This is a genomic window from Ancylobacter polymorphus (genome assembly GCF_030813495.1).
Lineage (GTDB): Bacteria > Pseudomonadota > Alphaproteobacteria > Rhizobiales > Xanthobacteraceae > Ancylobacter > Ancylobacter polymorphus.
The window spans coordinates 541,906-566,989 of record NZ_JAUSUI010000001.1; the positions used below are offsets into that span (position 1 = coordinate 541,906).

Here is a 25,084-nt window from a genome sequence, read left to right on the forward strand (position 1 = left end):
CGATGGCCGACATTCTGGAGAAGATCGGCGCTTATAAGCGCGAGGAGATCGCCACCGCCAAGCGCGAGCGGCCGCTCGCGCAGGTGCGCGACGCCGCCGAGGCGCAGCCGCCAGCGCGCGGCTTCCTGCGGGCGATCGAGGCGAAGATCGCTGAAGGCCGCACCGCGCTGATCGCCGAGATCAAGAAAGCCAGCCCCTCCAAGGGACTGATCCGCGCCGATTTCGACCCGCCCGCGCTGGCGAAGGCCTATGAGGCCGGCGGCGCGGCGTGTCTGTCCGTGCTGACCGACGGCCCCTCCTTCCACGGCGCGCCGGAATTCCTCGTCGCCGCCCGCGCCGCCTGCGCGCTGCCGGCGCTGCGCAAGGATTTCCTTTACGACACCTATCAGGTGTTCGAGGCGCGCAGCTGGGGCGCGGACTGCATCCTCGTCATCATGGCCTTGGTCGACGATGCGCTGGCGCTCGACCTTGTCGAGACCGCCCACGGCCTCGGCATGGACGCGCTGATCGAGGTGCATGACGACGCCGAACTCGACCGGGCCTTGAAGCTGCCGGCGAAGCTGGTCGGCATCAATAACCGCAACCTGCGCACCTTCGACGTGACGCTGGAAACCTCCGAGCGCCTCGCCCCGCGCATCCCGGCGGACCGCATCATCGTCGGCGAGAGCGGCATCTTCACGCCGGACGATATCGCCCGGCTGGCGCAGGTGAACATCAGCACCATCCTTGTCGGCGAAAGCCTGATGCGGCAGGCGGATGTGGCGGCGGCGACGCGGGCCCTGCTCGCCCCCGCCCTGCCCGCGCGCGCGGCCGGCTGAGCGATGAGCGACGCGCCCCGCCTCACCCATCTCGACGCCGCCGGCGCCGCCCACATGGTCGATGTCGCCGACAAGGCCGTCACCGACCGCGTGGCGGTGGCAGAGGGGCAGGTGACGATGCGGGCGGAGACGCTCGAGCTCATCCTCTCCGGCAACGCCAAGAAGGGCGATGTGATCGGCACGGCACGGCTCGCCGGCATCATGGCGGCCAAGCGTACGCATGAGCTGATCCCGCTCTGCCATGCGCTGCTGCTGTCCAAGGTCGCGGTGGAGATCGAGCCGGCGCCGTCACTCCCCGGTCTCGTCATCCGCGCCACCGTGCGCACCGCCGGACAGACCGGGGTGGAGATGGAAGCGCTGACCGCGGTCACCGTCGCCGGCCTCACCATTTACGACATGGCCAAGGCGGTCGACCGGGGCATGCGGATCGAGAATGTCCGCCTGCTGGAAAAGGCCGGCGGGCGTTCCGGCCACTGGCAGGCCGACTGAGGAGAGAACCATGGCGCTGATGCCGGTCGAGGAGGCGCTGTCCCTCCTTCTCTCCACCGCCGCGCCGCTCGGCGCCGAGACCGTGCCGCTGGATGCCGCCGCCGGCCGGGTGCTGACCGCGCCGGTGATCGCCCGCCGCACCACGCCGGGCGCCGATGTTTCCGCCATGGATGGCTACGCGCTGCGGGCGCAGGATGCCACCGAGCCGGGGGCAACGCTCACCGTCATCGGCGAATCCGCCGCCGGCCGCCCCTATACCGGCGCGGTGCTGCCCGGCACCACGGTCCGCATCTTCACCGGCGCCGTGCTGCCGGAAGGCGCCGACGCCATCGTTATCCAGGAGGACACGCGCCGCGCGGGCGATGTCGTCACGGTGACGGAAGCGGCGACGCCCGGCCGGCATATCCGTCGCGCCGGCGACGACTTCGCCGCGGGTGAGACACTGCTGCCGGCCGGCCACCGCCTGCGTGCGCGCGACCTCGCCCTTGTCGCCGCCGGCGATGTCGACATGGTTTCCGTGGCGCGCCGCCCGCGTGTCGCGCTGCTGTCCACGGGCGACGAGCTGGTGCGGCCGGGCACAGCCGCGGGGGCTCATCAGGTGATCGTCTCCAACATCTACTCCGTCGCCGCCTTGGCCCGTGGGGCCGGGGCGGAGGTGATCGACCTCGGCATCCTCCCCGACCGCATGGACGCGACCGAGACCGGCGTGCGGGCGGCGCTCGATGGCGGCTTCGACGTGCTGGTGACGACGGGCGGCGCCTCGGTGGGGGACCACGACCTCATCGCCCCGGCGCTCACCGCGCAGGGGGTTGACCTCGCCGTCCACAAAATCGCGCTGCGGCCGGGAAAGCCGCTAATGTTCGGCCGTTCCGCCGCGACGCGCACGCAGGTTCTCGGGCTGCCCGGCAACCCCGTTTCGGCCCATGTCTGCGCGCTGCTGTTCCTCGTGCCGCTCATCAAGGCGCTGCAGGGGCTGGCCGTGCCGGCCCATCCCGCGCTGGAGCCCGCCCGACTCGCGGCCGATGTGAAGGCGAACGAGCAGCGCATGGATTTCCAGCGGGCCGAAATCGTCGGCCATGCGGAGGTCGTGCCGCTGGTACGGCCGCTGCCGGTGCAGGACAGTTCCATGCTGCGCAACCTCGCCCGCGCTGATGTGCTGCTCGTCCGCCGGCCACACGCGCCGGCGGCCATGGCCGGGGAACCGTGCGAGATTCTGCGCCTGGAGGATTGACGCCGCCCGGCCGCGCCTGTGTTCTCAACGCTTGGCTGGCGAATGAGGGGCTGCGCATGGACATCGATCTTCCCGAGATAGTCGCCGAAGTCCGCGCCGCCTTCGAGCGCTATGAGCGGGCGCTGGTGGGCAATGATGTCGCCGAACTCGACGCGCTGTTCTGGGACGATACCCGCACCCTGCGCTATGGTGGGGCTGAGAATCTCTATGGCATCGCGGCGATCCGCGCCTTCCGCGCCGCCCGCTCGCCCGCCGGGCTGGAACGGACACTCGACGGCACGGTGATCACCACCTATGGCCGCGACATGGCGGTGGCCTCCACCCTGTTCCGGCGTGCGACGGCGCCGGGACGGGTCGGCCGGCAGATGCAAACCTGGATGCGCACGCCGGAAGGCTGGAAAGTCGTGGCTGCCCATGTCAGCGTGATCGACGACCCTCTCTGAGCCCTTGGTGAAGCCCGACGTGGCGGCTACACATGGGATGGCCGCCCGGCATTCGGGCGAGCCTGTCGGTTCTGTGTTCGCTCATGTCGGTGCTGCCTGTCCGCCTGCCGCTCGATCGGCCCGCCTCCCCCTCCCGACCGGCGCCTGGCCGGCCGGGGCGCAAGACGCGCGCGGAAGAGTTGCGCATGCAGCTTGCCGACGAGATCACCCGCGGCACGCTGCCTCCCGGCTCGGCGCTCGATGAGACCGCACTCGCCGCCCGCTTCGGCGTGTCGCGCACCCCCGTGCGCGAGGCGCTGCGCGAACTCGTCGCCTCCGGCCTGGTCGACGCGCGCCCGCATCGCGGCGCCGTGGTGGCGCGCCCGAGCGTGGCCCGGCTGCAGAACATGTTCGAGGTGATGGCCGAGCTGGAAGCGCTGTGCGCCGGCCTGTGCGCGCTCAAGATGACGCCGCCCGAACGCCGTCAGCTGGAACAGCTGCACACCGAGATGGGCGAACTCATGCGGCTGGGGGATTTCGCCGCCTATCGCGAGGCCAATGAACTGTTCCACACCTCGGTCTATGCCGGTAGCCACAACGATTATCTGATCGAACTGACGCTCGGCACACGCCGGCGCCTCTCTCCGTTCCGCCGCGCGCAGTTCCGCGCGCTCGGCCGCCTCGCGCTCTCCCATGCCGAGCACGACCGCGTAACCACCGCCGTTCTGCGCGGCGACCGCGACGGCGCGGCAAGCGCCATGCGCGACCATATCGCCATCGTCCACGATGCTTACGAGCAATACGCCCAGACGCTGTGACGACGCGGCGGGACACGCCGATGCGCGCCGCTGGCTGTGCCGGAGGTATTTAACCTCTCTTTACCCATTGTGGAACACAATAAGAACGGCTAGTCTTTGTTCGTGATTTGTTTCGTTCCGGCGCCGTCCGGCAGACGGGGTTGTCTTGATGCTCACCCGCAAACAGCATGAGCTGCTTCTGTTCATCAATGAACGCCTCCAAAAGGACGGCGTGCCCCCTTCCTTCGAGGAGATGAAGGAGGCGTTGGACCTGCGGTCGAAGTCCGGCATCCACCGGCTGATCACGGCGCTGGAGGAGCGCGGCTTCATCCGCCGCCTGCCAAACCGCGCGCGGGCGCTGGAAGTGGTGCGCCTGCCGGAAGACGCTCAGCCGCCGAAGCCGGCCCGTCCCTTCTCGCCCAATGTGATCGAGGGCAATCTCGGCAAGGTTCGCCCGCCCTCCGACGACGATTCGGAACGGCGCGTGGTACCGATCCCGGTCATGGGCCGCATCGCCGCCGGCACGCCGATTTCCGCCATTCAGTCGCGCGACCACACCATCAGCATGCCGCCGGAAATGCTGTCGGGCGGGGAGCATTTCGCGCTGGAAGTGCGCGGTGATTCGATGATCGAGGCCGGCATTCTCGACGGCGACCTGGCGCTGATCCGTAAATGCGACGCCGCCAGCACCGGCGAGATCGTCGTCGCGCTGATCGACGACGAGGAAGCGACCCTCAAGCGCCTGCGCCGCAAGGGGGCCTCGGTGGCGCTGGAAGCGGCCAATCCCGCCTATGAGACGCGCATTTTCGGCCCTGACCGGGTTCGCATCCAGGGCAAGCTTGTGGGGCTTTTCCGGCGCTACTGAAACGGCTCTGGCGCCGGTGGCGCCTCGTCATCGGTGGCGAGCGGTCCGGCAGGAGCGGGGTCGGCGCCGATCTTCGGGTAATCGGCGGGTGAACTGGATGACGGACCTTGCCGCGATGCGCCGGCGGCAGAGGCGGGTTCCCTTGCACGCTTCGGCGGCGACAGGGTTTTCGGCTCCCACGGCCGTGTGCCCGGCGCGGGGCGGGCAAAGGCGAGGGTGAGGCGACCATCCGGCCGAAGCGTGCCGGAGACACCGCCCAGCGCCGTTCTCGGATCGCGATAGATCACCGTCGCCGCGCAGTCCAGCGGAGGCGCGAAGGGCGTCACCAGCACGGCCGCGAGGCGGCAATCATCCTCTAGCGAATCCCGGTCACGCGACAGGGCCACCAATCGCCCGTCGGGCAGAGCGAGGGTACAGCCGAGCGGATCGCAGGCGGCTGCGGCCGTCAGGTCCTTCGCGCCGAAGCGTGACCGCGCGCCATCCGCGCTCAGCCATTGCTCCACCGCGAAGCGCCCGCCCACGCCGCCGTCGCGATCGCCCATCACCGCGAGCGCGCCGTCCCTTCCCCGCACCGCGACGGTTCGCGCCTCCGTATCGATATAGAGGTCGGGACGGGGCGCCGTCGCGGCGACGACCAGACCGGAAGCCGCCAACGCCGGCGCCAGAAGCACCAGACGGGTACGGGCAAGGCAGAGCACCGCCAGCCCGAGGCTGATCAGCACCAGGCTCGCCACCGGCATCGCCGGCACGCCGCGATCCGCTCCGGGCAGCGCGGCGACGAGATCGGAAATGTCGCGCATGCGGGCAAGGCCCCAGCCCATCAGCCGCCACGCCGGATCATCCCAGCCGAACGGGATCAGAACCGCCCCGGCGAGGCCGGCCGGCATGACGATGAACGACACCACAGGCGCGGCGCCGAGATTTGCCAGCAGGCTGAGCGGTGCCAGTCTCTGGAAGTGATAGGCCGCATAAGGCGCCGTCGCCAGCCCCGCCGCCAGCGAGGCCAGCGCCAGCGCCGCGATATGGCGTGCCGGCACGCCCATCCAGCGGCCCGTCCGCGCGGGGACGGCGGTGAGGAGATAGCCGAAGCGCTCATAGGCGGCGACGAGGCCCAGCGTCGCCGCGAACGACATCTGCGCGCCGGGATCGAGCACCGCCCGAGGCGAGAGCGCCAGCAGCGCCAGCGCCGCCACCGCCAGCGTGCGCAGGGTCAGCGCCGGGCGCCCGAGCACGATTCCGGCCAGCACCAGCAGCGTCATCACATAGGCGCGTTGGGTCGGCACCTCGGCACCGGACAGCAGCAGATAGAAGCTCGCCGAAGCCATGGCCGGCAGTGCTGCCCACGCCTTGATCGGCCGGTAGAGCGCAAATTCCGGCACCAGCGCCAGCAGCGCCCGGGCGAAGAAGAACACCGAGCTCGCCACCAGCGCCATATGCAGGCCAGAAATCGACAGCACATGCGACAGGCCGGAGATTCGCATGCTTTCCTCGATCGACTCCGGCACCGCATCACGTAGCCCGGTCACCAGCGCGACCGCCACGCCCCCCTCCTCGCCCGGCAGCGCCGCCAGGATGCGCGCGGCGATGGCGCGGCGGGTGCCGTCGAGCCAGGTGGTGAGCGCCAGTCCCGGCGGCGGCGGGCCGAGGGCCGGCGTCAGCTGCGGACCTCCGAGCGCATAGCCGGTGGCGCCGATGCCATCGAGCCAGATCGCCCGGCCGAAATCGAAGCCGCCGGGATAGGACGGCCCCGGCGGCGGGGCGAGCGTCGCCCGCAGCGTCACATGGCTGCCCACGGCCGGCGGCTCGCGCCCGGCCAGCGTCACCCGCACCCGCCTTGGCGGATCGGTGCGGGGGCGCTCCAGGCGGGTGACGGCGAGGGTGATCCGGCTGCCGCGCGGGCGAAGTTCCGCCGCTTCGACATAGCCGCTGACCTCTACCGCGTTGAGCGTCGTCGCCAGCACCGGATGCGCCATCCGCTGAACCTGCAGCGCCGCTACCGCGAAGCCGGCGGCGACCACAGCAAGCAAGGCGAAGAGATGGAAGGCGAAGGGTCGGGCGCGTGCAAGCACCGCCAGCCCGAGAAAGCCCAGGGCAGGCACCCAGCCGGCATAGGCGAGCGGCTCCTGCGGGGCGCTGAAATAGAGCGCCGCGCCAGCGGCAAAGCCCAGGGGAAGAAAAAGAAAGCCGCGCCGGTCCTCGAACTCGCGCGCCAGCGCCGCGGCCAGGGCCTGCCAAAGCCCGGCGAGGGAGAGATCGGGAAGCCAGCCCGCCGCCGGCTGCCCGCGCGCACCCGCCGCGCCGAGCACCGCCGCCCGGGCCCGCGCGCGCGGCCCGTCTCGCGCTTCCCGTTCCGGCGGCCGCTGCATCCCCTCAAGGCCCCTGCGCGCTTTTCCCGTGTCGCCGACCTATGGTACACGCACGCTCCGCGCCCGCCATGCTTCGACGCCGCCCTGCGGCGCAGACGGAAGAAATATGTCCGAGACCGTCGTTACCCGCTTCGCCCCCTCGCCCACCGGCTTCCTGCACATTGGCGGCGCCCGCACCGCGCTGTTCAATTGGCTCTATGCACGCGCCAAGGGCGGCACCATGCTGCTGCGCATCGAAGACACGGACCGTCAGCGCTCCACGCCGGAAGCGATCGACGCCATCATCGACGGGCTGAAATGGCTCGGCATCGACTGGTCGGGCGAGGTGATCTACCAGTTCGCCCGCGCCGAGCGGCACCGCGAGGCGGTGGAGCAGATGATCGCCGCCGGTCGCGCCTATCCCTGCTATGCCAGCGCGGCGGAGCTGGAGGAGATGCGCGAGACCGCCCGCAGGGAAGGCCGCCCGCCGCGCTATGACGGCCGCTGGCGCGACCGCGATCCCGCCGAGGCGCCCGCCGATCGCAAGCCGGTGTTCCGGCTGAAGGCGCCGACCGAGGGCGAGACCGTCATCGACGACCTCGTGCAGGGCCGGGTGGTGATTCCGAACAAGGACCTCGACGATCTGGTCCTGCTTCGCTCCGATGGCACACCCACCTACATGCTCTCGGTGGTGGTAGACGACCACGATATGAACGTCACTCACATCATCCGGGGCGATGACCACCTGACCAATGCTGCGCGCCAGACGCAGATCTACCATGCGCTGGGGTGGGAGGTGCCGAAGATGGCACATATCCCGCTGATCCATGGGCCGGACGGGGCGAAGCTTTCCAAGCGCCATGGCGCGCTGGGCGTCGATGCCTATCGGGCGATGGGCTACCTGCCGGCCGCTTTGCGCAACTATCTCGTCCGCCTCGGCTGGAGCCATGGCGACCAGGAGATCTTCTCCACCGAGGAGATGGCGCAGCTATTCGATCTCGACCGCGTCGGCCGCTCGGCCGCGCGTTTCGACTTCGCCAAGCTGGAGAACATCAACGGCCTCTATATCCGCTCCACGCCCGATGCCGAACTGCTCGCGGCCATCGACACGCTCCTGCCGCATATTCCTGAGGGCGCCACCATTGCCGCCGCGCTCACGCCCGAGCGCCGCGCGCAACTGCTCGCCGCCATGCCGGGGCTGAAGGAGCGCGCCAAGACGCTGATCGAACTCATTGAAAGCGCCGCCTATATCTGGCGGGCTCGCCCGCTGCCGCTGGAAGAAAAGGCACAGGCGCTGCTGACCGAGGAGGCGCGCCGCCTGCTGGCGGCGGCGGCGGTTCAGCTCGGCGCGGTGGGAACGTGGAACGCGGCGGAGACCGAAGCGGCGGTGCGTGCGGTGGCCGAAGCGCAGGGCGTCAAGCTCGGCATGCTGGCGCAGCCGCTGCGCGCGGCAGTGACCGGCAAGACCACGTCGCCCGGCATTTTCGACGTGCTGGCCGTGCTCGGCCGCGAGGAGTCGCTGGCCCGTATCGCCGACCAGACCGGTGCCGGCGCACAGGCGTAAGAAACTCTTCTAGCACATGGCGGAAGCGCGGATGCAATGGTTTCGTGCCCGCCCGGCGGCCGCATTGCGGCAGCGTTTTCGCTGCGCTTGCGAGGGCGGATCGAAACCGCTACGACTTTGACCGTGGGCCGCAGCGAGACACCCCCCGTCTCCTACGCACAGCGCCAAACGGCAGGCGCGGCCCCCCGCCAAGACGCGATCCGCCTCAGATCCGTTCGTTCCTAGGTTCAGGGAGACCCGCATGGACGCCAGCCAAAGCAACGCGCCAAAATCCGCCACGCTCACCATTGGCGATGAAAGCTGGGAGCTCCCGATCCTGAACGGGACGATCGGTCCTGACGTGATCGATATCGCCAAGCTCTACGCGCAGACCGGCAAGTTCACCTACGATCCCGGCTTCACCTCCACCGCCTCCTGCGAAAGCCAGATCACCTATATCGATGGCGACGAGGGCATCCTGCTCTATCGCGGCTACCCCATCGAACAGCTGGCCGAAAGCGACTTCCTCGAAACCTGCTACCTGCTGCTCTACGGGGAACTGCCCACCGCCGCCCAGAAGGCGGATTTCGACTACCGCGTCACGCGCCACACCATGGTGCATGAGCAGATGAGCCGGTTTTTCCACGGCTTCCGTCGCGACGCGCATCCCATGTCCGTGCTGGTGGCGTCGGTCGGCGCGCTGTCCGCCTTCTACCATGACAGCACCGACATCTCCGATCCGCAGCAGCGCATGATCGCCTCGATCCGGATGATCGCGAAGATCCCGACGCTGGCGGCCATGGCCTACAAGTACTCGATCGGCCAGCCTTTCGTGTACCCCAAGAACGATCTCGACTACGCCTCGAACTTCCTGCGCATGTGCTTCTCGGTTCCCTGCGAGGAGTACAAGGTCAACCCGATCCTCTCGCGCGCGATCGACCGCATCTTCATCCTGCACGCCGACCACGAGCAGAACGCCTCGACCTCGACCGTGCGCCTCGCCGGCTCGTCGGGCGCCAATCCCTTCGCCTGCATCGCCGCCGGCATTGCCTGCCTGTGGGGGCCGGCCCATGGCGGCGCCAATGAGGCGGCGCTGAAGATGCTGGGCGAGATCGGCTCGGTGGACCGCATCCCCGAGTTCATCAACCGCGCCAAGGACAAGAACGACCCGTTCCGCCTGATGGGCTTCGGCCATCGCGTGTACAAGAACTACGATCCGCGCGCCAAGATCATGCAGCGCACCTGCCACGAGGTGCTCGGCGAACTCGGCATCAAGGACGACCCGCTGCTCGACATCGCTGTGGAACTGGAGCGCATCGCGCTGCAGGACGAGTATTTCGTCGAGCGCAAGCTCTACCCGAATATCGACTTCTACTCGGGCATCACCCTGCGCGCCCTCGGCTTCCCCACCTCCATGTTCACCGTGCTGTTCGCCCTCGCCCGCACCGTGGGCTGGATCGGCCAGTGGAAGGAGATGATCGAGGATCCGAGCCAGCGCATCGGCCGGCCGCGCCAGCTCTACACCGGCGCGACCCAGCGCGACTACGTGCCGATCGCCCGCCGCAAGTGACGGCCGTGCCTCGGCACTGAGACGACCGACGAAAACCCCGCCCTCCGGACCGGAAGGCGGGGTTTTTCATGGCCGAGCATCATCCTGGTCAGGCCGCGCCACGTCTCTGCGCCAGAGTCTCCAGCACCGCCCGCGCCGCGCGCCGGCTCGGCGGTTCCCCCTCACCCATGACAGCATCGAGCCGCGCAAAGGCGGCAAGCTGCGCCTCGCGCTCCGGCCCGCCGACGATCAGCCGCGCCAGCTGCGCCGCCATGGCGGGCGGGTCGATGTGCCATTGCAGATATTCCGGCATAGCCGGCTCATCGAGTATGAGATTGGGCAGGATCGCCGTCTTCACCCGGATGATGAAGGGCGCGATACGCCCTTCCAGCCATGGCACGCGATAGGCGGCCACGGTCGGCACGCCCGCCAGAGCGAGTTCGAGCGTCACCGTGCCCGACGCCGCCAGCGCGGCGCGCGCAATGCGGAAGGCGGCGCGCTTCTCCTCATCGCTGACAATGATGCGGGGTTTCACCACCCAGCATGCCACCATCGCCTCGATCTGCGCCCGCCGGGCCGGCAAGGTCGGCAGCAGCAGCTCGACATCCGGCATCTCGGCCTTCAGTCGCTCCAGCACCTCACCGAAGGTCGCACCGAGCCGCGCCAGCTCCGAGCGGCGGCTACCGGGCAGCACCAGCAATACGGGCGGGGATGCGGCGCGGCGGGCAGCCTCCGCCGCATCCGGCCGCAAGGTGGCGAGTTCACCGAGCAGCGGATGGCCGACATAGGTGGTCGGCGGCCCCCCGAGCGCGTGCATCGCCTCCGGCTCGAAGGGGAGCAGCGCCAGAACCCGGTCGACATGCGGCGCCATGGCCCGCGCCCTCCCCGGTCGCCAGACCCAGACCGTCGGGGCGACATATTTGACGATCGGCAACTCCGGCAGGCGCGCGCGCACCTTGCGGGCGACACGGTGGGTGAAGTCCGGCGCATCGACCAGCACCAGCACATCCGGCGGCCTGGTCACGATGGCCCGCACCGTCTCGCCCATGCGCCGGAGGATGCGCGGCAGGCCGGCCACGACCTGCGCGAAGCCCATGGCGGTGATGTCCTCCATGGGAAAGAGCGGCACAAGCCCCTGCGCCTGCATGCGCGCGCCGCCCACACCGCGAAAGCGCACCCCGCCCGCATGCAGCGCCTTCAGCTCCGCCATGAGCCCGGCGCCGAGGACATCGCCTGATTCCTCACCAGCGACGATGAACACATCGAGCGGCGCGTCGCCGCTCATGACGCGACTCCGTCGGCGGGCTCGAAGCCGAGGATGAACAGCCCCGCTTCATCGGCGCGGCGGATCAGTTCCGCACCATCGGCGACGATGACGCCGCCGGCCTCAACCGCGATACCGGCGAGCCCGGCGCGCACGGCCCCCTCCACCGTGCGGGCGCCGAGCGACGGAAGGTCGATCCGCAAATCCTGCCCCGCCTTGGGGCGCTTCACCAGCACGCCGCAACGCGCCGGCATCTTGACCCGGCCATTGGCCCGCAACTCGGCCACCCGCGCCAGCATGAGATCGGTGCCTTCGGCCGCCTCCACCGCCACCACATGGCGGTTCATCACCACCAGCCCCTGGCCAATGTCGAGCGGGCCCATCACCGCGAGCGCCTCGCGCCCACGGGCGATATCGGCGCGCGCCGCCGCATCCGGCGCGACCGCACCGAGCTGACCCGCAGGCATGAGGATTTCCGGCGCCACTTCATGCGCGCCAACGAGGCGGAAGCCCGCTTCTTCCACCAACCGCCCGAGGCCGGTGAGCAGGAAATCGTCGCCGCCGCGAAACAACCCGAGCACGCGCGGCATCAGCCGCAGCGTCGTCCAGTCGAGCCGGAGGTCGCGGATGCGCGGGCGCAGCACATTGCCGATGAACACCACATCGCGGCAGCCGCGGCGGCGCATCTCTCGCTTCAGGAAGCCGAAACCGCCCAGCGACACCCACTCATGCGGCCAGGCAGTGAAATCCGCGTCCGCAAAGCCGCGTACCGGGAACAGCACCACCGGACGGCCGGCCCGGCGGGCGCCTCCGGCGACGGCGAGGGGAAAAGTGCCGCCGCCGCAGATGATCGCCAGCGGCGCGGCGCTCTCCACCCCTGGGGACGGCGCCTCAGGCGGCGTCGGGTTCGGCGCCATGGTCGGCCGCATCGCTGGGAACGATCAGGCGGCGCTTGGCACCGCTGCGCACGAACTCGACCACCTGCATCACATTGGCATCGTCGCCATAGTGCCCGGCGACGCGCTCCACCCGCTCGGCCAATGTGCCGCCGGAATAGAACAGCTCGCGATAGGCGGCCCGCAGCGCGTGGATCTGCGGCCGGGTGAAGCCCCGCCGCTTCATGCCGATGATGTTGAGCCCACCGAGCCCGCTGCGGCCATAGATCAGCGCGCCGAAGGGGATGAGATCGTGCTGCAGCCCGCACAGTCCGCCGACAATGGAATTGTCGCCGATGCGCACAAACTGATGCACCGCCGACAGGCCACCCAGGAAAACATTGTTGCCGACCGTGACATGGCCGGCGAGGGTGGCGTTGTTGGCGAAGATCACATGATTGCCGACGATGCAGTCATGCGCGACATGAGCGTTGACCATGAAGAAGCAATTGTCGCCGACCACCGTTTCCATATGGCCATTGGCGGTGCCGGTGTTCATGGTGACATGCTCGCGGATGATGCAGTCGCGGCCAATCACCAGCCGGGTCGGCTCGCCCTTATAGCCGAGCGACTGCGGCGCGGAGCCGAGCGCGGCGAAGGGATGGACGACCGTTCCCGGGCCGAGCGTGGTGTGGCCGGTGACAGCGACATGCGAGAGAAGTTTGACGCCCTCGCCCAGCACCACATGCGGGCCCACGGTGCAGAACGGGCCGATCTCGACCCCGGCGCCGAGAACGGCACCCGCTTCCACCCGCGCCAACGGGTCGATCTTCGCCTCGGAAGCGGTCATTTACGTCCCTCGCGGGCGATCATCGCGCCCACCTCTGCCTCGGCGACAATCTGGCCGTCGACCTTCGCCTCGCCGCGGAACCACCACATGTTCCGCCGCTTGGACATCTGGGTCATGTGATATTCGAGCACGTCGCCCGGCACCACCGGCTTGCGGAACTTTGCCTTGTCGATGGTCATGAAATAGACGAGCGACGGCGCGCCGTCTTCCGGCCGGTTCAGCAGGCAGATGCTGCCGGCGGTCTGGGCCATGCCCTCAAGGATGAGCACCCCAGGCATGACCGGATTGTCCGGGAAATGACCCTGGAAATGCGGCTCATTGGCGGTAACGTTCTTGATGCCGATCGCCTTCCGGTCGGCCTCGATGCCGACGATCTTGTCGACCAGCAGAAACGGATAGCGGTGCGGCAGAGCCGCCAGAATGCGCTTGATATCGGCGGTGCCGAGCGCTGTCGGCTCGACTGCGGCTTCGACCTGCACGTCCATTCCCTCATTGCCCCTGTTGTTCGCCGCGACGGGCGCCGATTTCGCCGCGCCCGAGGCGCTGGACCGCCATCACCTCGCGGAACCAGTCGCGCATCGGCTTGGCGGGAGAGCCCCCCCATTCGACACCCGGCGGCACGTCGTCCTTCACATTGCTCGACGCGGCGATGCGAGCGCCATCGCCGATATGGACATGGCCGATGACACCGACCTGCCCGCCCAGCATGACGAAATCGCCCAGAGTCGCGCTGCCGGCGATGCCGGCCTGCGACACCACGATGCAGTGCCGCCCGATGACCACGTTGTGCGCGATCTGCACCAGATTGTCGATCTTGGTCCCCTCGCCGATCACCGTATCGCGCAGGCCGCCGCGGTCGATGGTGGTGGAGGCACCGATCTCGACATCGTCCTGCAGGATCACGCGGGCAATCTGCGGAATCTTGGCGTGGCCCCTGGCGCCGCCGACATAGCCGAACCCATCCTGGCCGATGCGGGCACCGGGATGGATGATGACGCGATCGCCGACCAAAGTGTGCTGCAGCGTGACGCCGGCGCCGATCGAGCAAAAGCGTCCGATGCGCACCCCCTGCCCGATCACCGCGCCAGCGGCAATCACCGTTCCTGTGCCGATCTCCGCGCCAGCCCCGATCACCGCGCCCGGATCGACTGTCACGTCGGCTTCCAGCCGCGCCTGCGGGTGGACCATCGCCCCGGCGGCGACGCCGGCCTGGCCGAACATCGAACCCGGCTGCAGACTGCTGGCATAAAGCCGCCGGGCGACGGTGACGAAGCCGGCATGCGGCTTGGCCACGCGAAGCGCGACCGTGCCGACGGGCACATGCGCGGCAAAGCGCTCGGTGACGAGGCAGGCGCCGGCGCGGGTGGCGCGCAGCGCCGGGACATTGCGGGCACCGTCCATGAAGGCGAGATCGTGCGGGCCGGCCTCTTCGAGCGAGGCGACACCGGAAAGGCGCACGGACGCGGCATCGGGCCCGAGCGCCGCAGCGTCCGCCCCGACCATGGCCGCGATCTCGGCCAGTGTCAGCGCCGCGGGCACCGGATGGAAGAGGGGATCGTTCATCGCCGCCTGTCGACTGCCGTGGCACTTCCCAAACGCATGGGCGGCCCGGATGACCGGACCGCCCTGCATCTCACGTGGTGGACTGTATCAGAAGGTCGTGCCGCCGCTGAAGCGGAACTCCTGAACCTCGTCGTACCATTCCTTGCTCAGCGCCCAGGCGTAGTCGAAGCGGAGCGGACCGAAGGGCGAGGCCCAGATCAGACTGACACCGACCGAGGAGCGGATCAGGTCGCTGTCGGCGACGCAGACATTGGACATGCCCTGAGTCTTGGAGCCAGAGTAAGCACTGCAGTCGACGAGGTTAGCCTCCCAACCCGGGATGTTCGGGAAGGTTGTGTTGCCCTGGTAATCCCACAGCGAACCGGCATCGGCGAACACGGCGAACTTCAGGCCGAAATCCTTGGGCAGGAAGGACAGCGGGAACTGCACTTCCGCCGTGGCACCCCAGAACAGCGTGCCGCCGAGGGCGTCCATGTCCTGACCCAGATAGCCGGACGCAAGGTCGCGCGGGCCAATACCGTTCGGCGCGAAGCCACGGACGAGATCGGGACCCTTGAAGAAGTTGTCCGTGATGCGCAGGTCTTCATTACCCCAGGCGGCGACATTGCCGGCCTGGCCACGCAGCAGCAGCACCGCATCGCCGACCACCGGCATGTAGTAGCGGGCGTCGAAGGTGGTGCGGACATACTGGGAGTCGCCGCCGAGACCGGCGAAATCCTGCTTCAGCTCCAGCAAGTAACCGTTGGACGGGTTCTTGTTGTTGTCGAGCATGTTGTAGGAGAGCGTGTAGCCAACCGCCGAGGTCAGGATGGACTCGTTGTTGATCTCCAGCAGCGCCCACGAAATGTTGTTGTAGATTTCATCGGTAACGCTGACCGAAATCTCCTTCTGCGACAGCATGTAGCGCAGGCCGAGGGTCAGCTCGTCGGTGAGCGGCAGGGCGACGCGCAGCGTGCCACCGGCAGTCTGGGTGTCGTACTGGCTGTAGCTGGTCGCGCTGGTCGTCTTCCAGAACAGGTCGAAGCCGGCCGCCATGCGGTAGTCGAGGAAGTAGGGCTCGGTGAAGCTGAAATCGGCGCCCTGCACGTTCTCGCCGAGCTGGCCGGCCAGACGGACATACTGGCCGCGACCGAGGAAGTTCTTCTCCGAGATCGCCACTTCGCCGATGAAGCCATCCGTCGTCGAATAGCCACCCGAGACCGAGAACTCACCGGTGGGCTGATCCTCGACCGTCACCACGAGGATGATGCGGTCCGGCGCCGTGCCGGGCTCATTGGTGATCTTCACGTCCTTGAAGTAGCCAAGGTTGCGCAGACGGCGTTCGGCACGGTCGACCAACACGCGATTATAGGCGTCGCCCTCAGCGAAATCGAACTCGCGGCGGATGACCCAGTCACGGGTACGGGTGTTGCCGCGAATTTCGATGCGCTCGACATAGACGCGCGGACCTTCCTCGACGGCGAACACCAGCGAGATGGTACGGGTTTCGACATTGCGGTCGCCGCGCGGACGCACCTGGGCGAAGGCATAGCCGGCCTTGGAGACCTCGATGGTCGCGTTCTCGACCGACTTCTCCACCAGCTCGGCATTGTAGACCTGCCCCGGCGCCACGCGGATAGCCGCGCGCAGATCCTTGATGTCCACGTCCTTGATGCCCGAGACGACATCGACGGTGCCGACGCGATACTGCGGGCCTTCGTCGATCACATAGGTGAGGACGAAGCCGTCGCGCTGACGATCGAGATCAGCCGTCACCGAGATGATGCGGAAGTCGGCATAGCCGTGCTTCAGATAGAAGCGGCGCAGCAGCTCCTGGTCGGTATTGATGCGGTCGACATCGTAAATGTCGGAATTCTTGAGCCAGGAAAGCCAGTTGGTCTCGGTGGTGGTGATCTCGTCCTTCAGCTTGTAGGCCGAATAGGCCTTGTTGCCGACGAACTTGATCTCGGCCACGCCGAGCTTGTCGCCCTCGGTGATCTCGAACACGAGATCGACGCGACCCTGGCCACGCTCGATAATCTTCGGCTCGACGCGCACATCGTAGCGGCCGGCGCGATGATAGATATCGATGATGCGCTGCGTATCGGCCTGAACCGTGGTCTTGGACAGCGGGCTGCGGGCCTTGGACTGCACTTCAAGCGACAGCTGGTCGTCCTTGACCTTCTTGTTGCCCTCGAAGGCGACGCGGTTGATCACCTGATTCTCGACGACGGTCACAACCATCCGCCCACCGCGGTTGCTGATGGTGACGTCGGAGAAAAGCCCGGTGGCGTAGAGCCCCTTAAGCGCTTCGTCGATCTTGGCCGGCGTCAGCGGCTGGCCGGGCGAGGTCTGGAAATAGGAGCGGATGGTATCGGCATCAACGCGCTGATTCCCCTCGACGACAATCGAACTCGCCGACTGAGCCATGGCCACCCCGGGCGCCATGACGGCGCCGGAAACACCGCCGACCGCCACAAGAAGGGCAAAGCCGACTGCCGACGCCAATCTACTCACGAACCGGGAACGAGCCATTTGGTGCGCAACCTTACCGTTGTTCTGGGAGACGACCACCGACGCACCCGAAGATGCGCAACCGGCGACACTCCTCACCCTGCACTCCGTTTGATACAGACTTTTCCAGAGCCTGCAAACCGGACCTGCCGCTTTCAGTGCCTTTTCCGGACGGCGTGGCCGCTTGGCAACGCCGTCCCGAATCCTCGTCAAGATTTTGATATATTGAGAATATCGTTCCACGTTGCAAACAGCATCAACATCAGCACGAGCGCCAGGCCGATGCGGAAACCCACCTCCTGAGCCCGTTCACTGAGCGGCCGGCCGCGCAGCGCCTCGATCCCGTAAAAAAGCAGGTGTCCGCCATCCAGTAGCGGTACAGGAAAGAGGTTAAGAAGTCCGATCGACACGGACAGAACCGCCGCCAGCTGCAGCAGGGCCGCGAGTCCGAAGGTCGCGACCTGCCCGGAAACCTGGGCGATGCGGATCGGGCCGCCCAGCTGGTCGGCCCGCTCGCGTCCGGTCACCACGCCACCGAGATAGCTGAAGGTGCGGTCGACGATGAACCAGACCTCGGCCGTCGCCTGGGTCACGGCCTGAACCGGGCCGAATCGCTCGGTGCGGACCTGCCCTCCCCCGGTGTCGCGCGAGATGCCGAGCACGCCGATGCGGTGCACATTGCCGAAGGTGTCGGTGACCTCGCGCAGATCCGGCGTCGCCTGGAGCGTGAGTCGCTGCCCGGCGCGTTCGACCTCGATGGCGAGCGGCTCGCCGGCATTGGCGCTGACGACGCGCTGCATGTCGCCGAACGAGTCGATCTTGGCGCCATTGATGGTGAGGATGAGGTCGCTCGGCTGGAATCCGGCGCGCTCGGCGGCGCTGCCAGCCTGCACCGCATCCACCTGCGGCGTCGTCACCTGACGGCCAACCGTCATGAACAGACCGGCGAAGATGACGATGGCCAGGATGAAATTGGCGATCGGCCCCGCCGCCACGATCGCCGCCCGGGCGCCAACCGATTTGTGGAAGAAGCTCTCCCGCCGTTCCGTCTCGCTCATCTGCGAGATCGCCCCGCGGTCGGGGGCGCTGGCGGCGTTTTCGTCACCGAGGAACTTCACATAGCCGCCGAGCGGAATCGCCGAGAGTTTCCAGCGCGTGCCGTGGCGGTCGTTGAAGCCGGCGATCTCCGGCCCGAAGCCGATCGAGAACGCCACGACCCGCACCCCGGCGCGCCGCGCGACCCAGAAATGGCCGAGCTCGTGGAAGAACACGACGATCGTCAGCACGAACAGAAACGGCACGACATAGCCGAGCAGCCAGCCCGCTGTGCCGCCCATCGAGGCAAGAAAGTCCATCAGCGATTTCCCAGACAGGCACGCCGACGGGCGCGCCGCATGTTCCATAAGGAGCGTTTAAGGCGAAGGTGGGCAAAATGCGGCGCGATGTCGGAATTTACGGCCGGAATCGCGTGCGACGTGGCAGCGCGGGGAGCCCCCGGCCCCTTCACCACAGCAGGAAGCCGCGCGCGGGCGCGTCCGGCGCACGCAGCAGACCGATCAGCAGCATGACCGCCGCCGCCGCGATGAAGCCGTCGAGCCGGTCCATCAGACCGCCATGGCCGGGGATGAGATGGCTGGAATCCTTCACGCCGAAACGCCGCTTCATCGCCGATTCGAACAGGTCGCCGCCTTGGCTGGCAAAGCTCGCCAGCAGCGCGACCGGGGCGGCGAGCAACGCGGTCTCGACCCGCGCGAGATACAGCGTCGCCATGCCCGCCAGCATGCCGAACAGCGCCCCGCCGAGCGAGCCTGCCCAGGTCTTGTTGGGGCTGACGCGCGGCCAGAGCTTGGGGCCGCCAATGAGGCGACCGCAGAAATAGGCGGCGATGTCCGTCGACCACACGACAGCCAGCAGCCACACCAGGCTCACCAGACCGAGGGCACCATCCTGGCGCAGGATCAGTGTCGGCAGCGCGAGCGCGCCGGCATAGAGCACGCCGAAAGGCGCCCATGTCCGCCGCTCACGGTTGGAACGTGCCACCAGCGCGGCCGTGATGGCACCAAGCACCACAATTCCAATGGCGGCGGGCGGCGGGCGGATGGCGAGCAACAGGACGGCCACGACCAGTGTCGCGCCGCCGATCACCAGCAGCGGCGTGCGGGGCTTGGCGCCGATCATGCGCAGCCATTCCCACAGCAGGATCACGGAAGAGAGCGCGACGAGGGCGCTGAAGGCCCAGCCGCCGGCCACGGCGACCAGCACCACGAACGGCCCGAGCACCAGGGCCGAGACGAGCCGCGGCAGGAAATCCTCTCCGATCCGCAAGAGCTCAGCTTTCCGCCGCTTCGACGCCGCCGAAGCGTCGCTCACGCCGACGATACTCGCAAAGCGCCTGCTCCAGCCAGCCGCGATCGAAATCCGGCCACAGCACGGGGAGGAAGACCAGTTCGGCATAGGCCGCCTGCCAGAGCAGGAAATTCGACAGGCGCTGCTCGCCGCTGGTGCGAATGACGAGATCGAGCGGCGGCAACCCCGCCGTGTCGAGCGCCTCCGCGAAACGTTCCGGCGTGATGTCTTCGGCCCGCAGCGCGCCGGCTGCGACCTGCCGCGCCAATGTCTGCGCCGCACGGGCGATTTCGCCGCGCGCGCCATAGTTGAACGCCACGGTAAGGCGCACACCGGTATTGTCGCGGGTCAGCGTCTGAGCTTCATCGAACAGCGCCTGCACTTCGCTGTCGGTCGGATGTCCCTCGCCGATGATGCGCAGGCGGACATTCTTGGCATGAAGCTCTTTGAGATCGGAACGGATGAAGCGCTTCAGCAGCCCCATCAACTCACCGATCTCACGCTCCGGCCGCGACCAGTTCTCGCTGGAAAAGCTGTAGAGGGTCAGCGCCTCGATGCCCAGTTCCCTGGCATCGGCCACCGTTCGGCGGACGGCTTCGGCGCCGCGCCGGTGCCCCTCGAAGCGCGGAAGCCCGTGGCCCTTCGCCCATCGCCCGTTGCCATCCATGATGATGGCGACATGGCGCGGCACCGGGAAGAGCGACGCCGCCGCGTCCCCGTCGGTCTCGATGGCGGCCCCAGAGGCCTCGCCGCGCCTTGCAATGTTCACGGACCCCCCCATGCGCCCTTCCCGGCGCCCGCCGATCAAACCGCGAGGATTTCCTTTTCCTTCGCGGCCACGACCTGATCGATCTCGGCAATGAACTGGTCCGTCGCCTTCTGGACCTGTTCGGCGAGCCGGTCGAGGTCGTCCGAGCTCATCTCGCCGTCCTTTTCCGCCTTCTTGATGATGTCGAGCCCGTCGCGGCGCACATGACGCACCGACACGCGCGCGGCTTCGGCGTACTTATGCGCGACTTTGACGAGTTCCTGGCGGCGATCCTGGGTCAGCTCGGGGATGCGTACACGCAGTACCTGCCCCTCGGTCTGCGGGTTCAGGCCGAGATTGGAGTCGCGGATGGCTTTCTCGACCGCCGCCACCATGCCCCTGTCCCACACCTGCACCGACAGCAGGCGAGGCTCCGGCACATTCACGGAGGCCACCTGGTTCAGCGGCATATGGCTGCCATAGGCATCCACCTGGATCGGCTCCAGCAGGCTGGCCGAGGCGCGGCCGGTGCGCAGGCCCGAAAGCTCGGTCTTGAGAACGGAGATCGCGCCCGTCATGCGGCGCTTGATATCGGCAATGTCAATCGGACCAGTGCTCATCACGAACCTCATTCATTCATCAGCCGGCCCGAGGCCGACGGGCGCCGGTTGGCGGCTTATCCAACCTAACGGCGCGCATGGCAAGCGTTAGGCGACAACCATGCCCGCACCACGGGCGCAGGACGCCCATTTGGTGGCGAAGGCTACGGCGCTACCGTCGTGGAGCGCCCTTCGCCGCGAATGGCGGCGGCAATGGCCCCCGGTTCGCGGATCGAGAACACGACGATCGGCAGCTTCGATTCCCGCGCCAGCGCGAAGGCGGCAGCGTCCATCACCTTCAGGTCTTTGGCCAGCGCCTCGTCATGGGTGAGCCGCTCATAGCGCCGGGCCGAGGGGTCGTGCTTGGGATCGGCGGTGTAGACGCCATCGACATTGGTCGCCTTCATCACCGCGTCGCATTCAAGCTCGGCGGCGCGCAGCACGGCGCCGGTATCGGTGGTGAAATACGGGTTGCCCGTGCCGCCGGCCAGCAGAACGACACGCCCACGCCCCAGATGGCGCGAGGCGGTCTGGCGGGCATAGGGCTCGCAGATGGTCGGCATGGGAATGGCGGACAGGGTACGGGCGGGAACGCCGGCCTTCTCGACCGCCTTCTCCAGCGCCAGCGCGTTCATCACCGTTGCCAGCATGCCCATATGATCGGCCGTGGCGCGGTCGAGCCCCTGCCCCGCGACGCTGGCGCCGCGCAGAATATTGCCGCCGCCGACGACAACCGCGATCTCGGCCCCGGTGGCGCGGGCCTCCACAAGATCCTGAGCGATGCGCTCGATCGTCGGCCAGTGCAGCCCGAACGCCTCGTTCCCCATCAGCGCCTCACCGGAGACCTTGACCAGGACGCGCTCGAAAAGGGCGCCGTGCGGCTCGGGGATCGACATGGGGCACCTCTGGCTTGGCGCGACTCGGGGTGGCGCGCACAGTAAAACACGCCGGACTGCCCGTGGGCGGCCCGGCGTGACTTATCAACGTAACAACGCGCTCAGACGCCGGCAGCCGCGGCAACTTCGGCGGCGAAGTCGCTTTCCTGCTTCTCGACGCCCTCGCCGAGGCCGAAGCGGACGAAGCCGACCAGCTTGATCGGCGCGCCGACCTTGCCTTCGCTCTCCTTCACCGCCTGGGCGACCGTCTTGGACGGGTCGTGGATGAACGCCTGCTCGACCAGAGTCACTTCCTTGTAGAAGGTCTTCAGGCCGCTCTCGACGATCTTCTCGACCACATTGTCGGGCTTGCCGGAGGCCTTGGCCTTCTCGGCGAGCACGCCCTTCTCGCGGGCGATAACGTCGGCGTCGATGCCGGCGGCGTCGAGCGCCTGCGGGTTGGCAGCCGCGACATGCATGGCGATCTGGCGACCGAGCGCGGCGAGTTCATCCGCCTTGCCTTCCGACTCCAGCGCGACCAGCACGCCGATCTTGCCGAGGCCTTCGCCCACCGAACCGTGGACATAGGCGCCGATGGCGCCCGCCGACACCGCCAGCTTCTTGGAGCGGCGCAGGTTCATGTGCTCGCCAATGGTGGCGACCGCGTTGTTGATGGCTTCGGCGACAGTGCCGCCGGCCGGGTAGGCCGCCGCCTTCACCGCCTCGACATCGTCCTCGGCGCTCAGGGCGACGGTGGCGATGTCGCGCACGAGCTGCTGGAACTGGTCGTTGCGCGCCACGAAGTCGGTTTCAGAATTGACTTCGACGACGACACCCGTGGTACCCGACACGGCGAGGCCGATCAGGCCCTCGGCGGCGACGCGCCCGGCCTTCTTGGCGGCCTTGGCGAGACCCTTCTTGCGCAGCCAGTCGATGGCGGCCTCGATGTCGCCCTCCACCTCGGTCAGCGCGGCCTTGCAGTCCATCATGCCGGCGCCGGTTTTCTCGCGCAGCTCCTTCACCATGCCCGCGGTGATGTTGGCCATGTTCCGTTCCTCAACGATCTCTGTGTCTATCGACAACACGGCCGGCCGGACGAAATCCGGGCCGGCCGTGCGATACAATGCTTGGCGCCGGAATGTGACGCCGTCGCGAAGCGGACGCCGGGATCACTCGACCTCGGCGGTCAGCTCCTTGGCCTGCGCCACCCAGCCATCGACACGGCCCGGCAGACCGACCTCTTCGCCGAGACGATGGGCGTCATCGGCATTGAGGGCGGCGATCTGCCAGAAGTGGAAGATGCCGAGGTCGGTCAGCTGCTTCTCGATCGCCGGCGACACGCCAGTGAGCTTCTTCAGATCATCGGCGATGCCGCGCGGGCCCGAGAGCGACTCGAGGCTGGTCCAGGCGGTCTCCGCCGGCAGGTCTTCGACCAGCGGGGCCTCAGCCGCACCAACGTCGATGCCGAGATCGCCATGCGAACGGCCGATGCCGTCGATGGCGGCGCGGGCGACGAGGTCGCAATAGAGGTTGATGGCGCGACCGGCGTCGTCATTGCCGGGAACCGGGAAGGCGATGCCGTCCGGATCGCAATTGGTGTCCAGGATGGCCGCGACCGGAATGCCGAGGCGGCGGGCCTCGGCGACGGCGAGGTCTTCCTTGTTGGTGTCGATCACGAACAGCAGGTCGGGAATGCCGCCCATGTCACGGATACCGCCAAGGGCGCGATCGAGCTTTTCCTTTTCGCGCTGGAGCGTCAGGCGCTCCTTCTTGGTGTAGCCGACGCCCTCGCCGGCCGCGAGCAGCTCTTCGAGCTTCTTCAGGCGGGCGATGGAGTGGGAAATGGTCTTCCAGTTGGTCAGCATGCCGCCGAGCCAACGGGAGTTCACATAATACTGCGCCGAGCGCTTGGCGGCATCCGCCACGGCATCGGCGGCCTGGCGCTTGGTGCCGACGAACAGCACGCGGCCGCCACGGGCCACGGTGTCGGACACAGCCTGCAGGGCGCGATGCAGCGCCGGCACGGTCTGGGCCAGGTCGAGAATGTGGATGTTGTTGCGGGTGCCGAAGATGAACGGAGCCATCTTCGGGTTCCAGCGGTGGGACTGATGCCCGAAGTGCACGCCAGCTTCCAGGAGCTGGCGCATGGTGAAGTCAGGAAGCGCCATTGTCGTCTCTCATCCGGTTGGGCCTCCGCGGACATGGCCGTGCCGAGGAATTCGGCTGACGGCACCGGAGCGGTCGTGAAGCCAGCGCCAGGTTGTGACGAGGGGCTCCCGGCCGCGAGTCCGCGTGCGGAATGGCGCGGCTTATAGGGGAGCGCCGTCCCCGTGGCAAGTCCGCCGCACGTCAGCGCGCAGCGTTGTGCGCCACGAGGCCGCTCGAAGCGCTGCCGGTCCGCAGGCTAAGCTCCGCGAGAGTGGAGGCGACGAGACCGGACGTGGCGGCGGGACGCTCCGTGAGGGCCTGCGCCATGTCACGGTAGAGCAAGCCGGCAATCGCTGCGCGACCGAACCCGGCGCCGGGCAGCTCAATCGTGTGATGACGCAGTTCGGGCGTGAGGAACGCGTCGATGGCGGCAGCCGCCTCTTCGGTCACTTCCGGCCAAGGGCTGCCCAGATGCTGCTTCATCCGGCGGGTGACGGCACGCCAATCCGCAAGCAATTCCTCATAGACCACGAGTGCCCGGGGCAGGCCGCGTGTCCCCCGCTCGGCATCCAGCGTGTAACGCATCCACACACCGATCGCCCGCCGCGGCTCCATCTGGTCGCGGCGCGCCAGAGATTGCGCAACCTCCAGCGGGTTGCGCAAGGTGAGAACGGCCTCGGTCGCATAGCCCAATTCGTCGAGGACTTCCCGATAAAGCGGAACCAGCCGGCTGATGCGCGGGTCCTTCAGCACCACCGTCGAGGCCCCGCCGAACTCGCTTTCCAGCGTGTCGCGCAGCCGGGACCACATGCCCCGCGCCCGCACAACCTCGCTTGGACAGACCGCGATCCGCTGCCGCGAATACCAGCGGTGCCCGCATGCGGCGAGGATTTCGTCGTTGAGATCGACGATAGGCTTGGATTCCCAGTGCCCGCGAAGATTGTTCGAGGTGGCACCCATTAACGTCTGCGGCGTGGCCGCCCCCAGCAGGTTGACCGTTCGTGTCAGCGCCGACGTACCGCTGCGGTGCATGCCCAGGATCAAAATCGCCCGACGTGTCGTTGAACCCTCAAATACCACCGCCCCGAACACCTCCCTTTGTGCTGAGCGGTAAAAAGGGCATGCTTGCCGCAAAGATCAAGAAAAAACGAGCCGTAACAATCGAATAAAATCTGCGTATTTATTCAGAAACACACAGAAATACCACATCACGCTCTGAAACATCGCATCTCAGCGGCTCCCCACGCGGCGACGAACGTCATTA

23 protein-coding genes are annotated in these 25,084 nt (G+C 67.8%); 8 read left to right on the forward strand and 15 right to left on the reverse strand.

The genetic code is table 11. The annotated features are described in order from the left end of the window. The first annotated feature begins 2 nt into the window (after positions 1-2). From trpC to lexA, 6 genes are all read left to right on the forward strand, one after another. The gene (gene trpC / locus J2S75_RS02885; protein ID WP_307018014.1) at positions 3-818 is read left to right on the forward strand and encodes an indole-3-glycerol phosphate synthase TrpC; all 816 of its coding nucleotides are present in this window, start codon (positions 3-5) and stop codon (positions 816-818) included. 3 nt (positions 819-821) lie between these two features. After that, the gene (moaC, locus tag J2S75_RS02890; RefSeq protein ID WP_307018016.1) at positions 822-1,307 is read left to right on the forward strand and encodes a cyclic pyranopterin monophosphate synthase MoaC; all 486 of its coding nucleotides are present in this window, start codon (positions 822-824) and stop codon (positions 1,305-1,307) included. Positions 1,308-1,317: 10 nt separating this feature from the next. Further along, positions 1,318-2,538 (forward strand): molybdopterin molybdotransferase MoeA, encoded by a 1,221-nt coding sequence (locus tag J2S75_RS02895; RefSeq protein ID WP_307018018.1) that lies wholly within the window; start codon positions 1,318-1,320, stop codon positions 2,536-2,538. Between the two features lie 56 nt (positions 2,539-2,594). Next, the gene (hpxZ, locus tag J2S75_RS02900) at positions 2,595-2,981 is read left to right on the forward strand and encodes an oxalurate catabolism protein HpxZ (RefSeq protein ID WP_307018019.1); all 387 of its coding nucleotides are present in this window, start codon (positions 2,595-2,597) and stop codon (positions 2,979-2,981) included. 83 nt (positions 2,982-3,064) lie between these two features. Continuing rightward, on the forward strand, positions 3,065-3,778 hold the full coding sequence (locus tag J2S75_RS02905; RefSeq protein WP_307018020.1) for a GntR family transcriptional regulator: 714 nt from the start codon (positions 3,065-3,067) through the stop codon (positions 3,776-3,778). Between the two features lie 148 nt (positions 3,779-3,926). Beyond that, on the forward strand, positions 3,927-4,622 hold the full coding sequence (gene lexA, locus J2S75_RS02910) for a transcriptional repressor LexA (protein ID WP_244376422.1): 696 nt from the start codon (positions 3,927-3,929) through the stop codon (positions 4,620-4,622). On the opposite strand, the gene J2S75_RS02915 is transcribed toward lexA, so the two are convergent. Continuing rightward, positions 4,616-6,988 (reverse strand): ComEC/Rec2 family competence protein, encoded by a 2,373-nt coding sequence (locus J2S75_RS02915; protein WP_307018024.1) that lies wholly within the window; start codon positions 6,986-6,988, stop codon positions 4,616-4,618. The genes lexA and J2S75_RS02915 overlap by 7 nt on opposite strands. A 106-nt stretch (positions 6,989-7,094) precedes the next feature. Here J2S75_RS02915 and gltX point away from each other — a divergent pair, with 106 nt between their 5' ends. After that, positions 7,095-8,531: a glutamate--tRNA ligase gene (gltX, locus tag J2S75_RS02920; RefSeq protein ID WP_307018026.1), complete on the forward strand. Its 1,437-nt coding sequence runs from the start codon at positions 7,095-7,097 to the stop codon at positions 8,529-8,531. 241 nt (positions 8,532-8,772) lie between these two features. After that, entirely contained in the window at positions 8,773-10,080 is a 1,308-nt protein-coding gene (gltA, locus tag J2S75_RS02925; RefSeq protein ID WP_307018028.1) for a citrate synthase, read from the forward strand. Positions 10,081-10,168: 88 nt separating this feature from the next. Here gltA and lpxB read toward each other — a convergent pair whose 3' ends face one another. From lpxB to J2S75_RS02995, 14 genes are all read right to left on the reverse strand, one after another. After that, on the reverse strand, positions 10,169-11,344 hold the full coding sequence (gene lpxB / locus J2S75_RS02930) for a lipid-A-disaccharide synthase (protein WP_307018030.1): 1,176 nt from the start codon (positions 11,342-11,344) through the stop codon (positions 10,169-10,171). Continuing rightward, on the reverse strand, positions 11,341-12,240 hold the full coding sequence (locus J2S75_RS02935; RefSeq protein ID WP_307018031.1) for an LpxI family protein: 900 nt from the start codon (positions 12,238-12,240) through the stop codon (positions 11,341-11,343). Before J2S75_RS02935 ends, lpxB begins: the two co-directional genes overlap by 4 nt. Next, entirely contained in the window at positions 12,215-13,048 is an 834-nt protein-coding gene (lpxA, locus tag J2S75_RS02940; protein ID WP_307018033.1) for an acyl-ACP--UDP-N-acetylglucosamine O-acyltransferase, read from the reverse strand. The genes J2S75_RS02935 and lpxA overlap by 26 nt, the downstream gene beginning before the upstream one ends. Beyond that, positions 13,045-13,533, reverse strand: a complete 489-nt coding sequence (gene fabZ, locus J2S75_RS02945) for a 3-hydroxyacyl-ACP dehydratase FabZ (RefSeq protein WP_307018035.1) — start codon at positions 13,531-13,533, stop codon at positions 13,045-13,047. Before fabZ ends, lpxA begins: the two co-directional genes overlap by 4 nt. A 4-nt stretch (positions 13,534-13,537) precedes the next feature. Beyond that, positions 13,538-14,611: a UDP-3-O-(3-hydroxymyristoyl)glucosamine N-acyltransferase gene (gene lpxD / locus J2S75_RS02950; protein WP_307018037.1), complete on the reverse strand. Its 1,074-nt coding sequence runs from the start codon at positions 14,609-14,611 to the stop codon at positions 13,538-13,540. Between the two features lie 87 nt (positions 14,612-14,698). After that, positions 14,699-17,125 (reverse strand): outer membrane protein assembly factor BamA, encoded by a 2,427-nt coding sequence (gene bamA / locus J2S75_RS02955; RefSeq protein ID WP_307018039.1) that lies wholly within the window; start codon positions 17,123-17,125, stop codon positions 14,699-14,701. Positions 17,126-17,313: 188 nt separating this feature from the next. Then, positions 17,314-18,459, reverse strand: a complete 1,146-nt coding sequence (gene rseP, locus J2S75_RS02960; protein ID WP_307018494.1) for an RIP metalloprotease RseP — start codon at positions 18,457-18,459, stop codon at positions 17,314-17,316. Between the two features lie 148 nt (positions 18,460-18,607). Beyond that, positions 18,608-19,429 carry a phosphatidate cytidylyltransferase gene (locus J2S75_RS02965; protein ID WP_307018041.1) on the reverse strand — a complete coding sequence of 274 codons (822 nt, stop codon included), beginning with the start codon at positions 19,427-19,429 and terminating at the stop codon, positions 18,608-18,610. A 4-nt stretch (positions 19,430-19,433) separates the two neighbouring features. Beyond that, complete coding sequence (locus J2S75_RS02970; RefSeq protein ID WP_307018042.1) at positions 19,434-20,231, reverse strand: isoprenyl transferase; 798 nt, start codon at positions 20,229-20,231, stop codon at positions 19,434-19,436. Between the two features lie 23 nt (positions 20,232-20,254). Then, the gene (gene frr, locus J2S75_RS02975; protein WP_307018044.1) at positions 20,255-20,818 is read right to left on the reverse strand and encodes a ribosome recycling factor; all 564 of its coding nucleotides are present in this window, start codon (positions 20,816-20,818) and stop codon (positions 20,255-20,257) included. 143 nt (positions 20,819-20,961) lie between these two features. Next, positions 20,962-21,693 (reverse strand): UMP kinase, encoded by a 732-nt coding sequence (pyrH, locus tag J2S75_RS02980; protein ID WP_307018046.1) that lies wholly within the window; start codon positions 21,691-21,693, stop codon positions 20,962-20,964. 101 nt (positions 21,694-21,794) lie between these two features. Next, positions 21,795-22,718, reverse strand: a complete 924-nt coding sequence (gene tsf, locus J2S75_RS02985; protein ID WP_307018047.1) for a translation elongation factor Ts — start codon at positions 22,716-22,718, stop codon at positions 21,795-21,797. 123 nt (positions 22,719-22,841) lie between these two features. Beyond that, entirely contained in the window at positions 22,842-23,840 is a 999-nt protein-coding gene (locus J2S75_RS02990) for a 30S ribosomal protein S2 (RefSeq protein WP_307018049.1), read from the reverse strand. Positions 23,841-24,021: 181 nt separating this feature from the next. Then, positions 24,022-24,852, reverse strand: coding sequence for a sulfotransferase family protein (locus J2S75_RS02995; protein ID WP_307018050.1), 831 nt, complete (start codon positions 24,850-24,852; stop codon positions 24,022-24,024). Between the last annotated feature and the right edge of the window lie 232 nt (positions 24,853-25,084).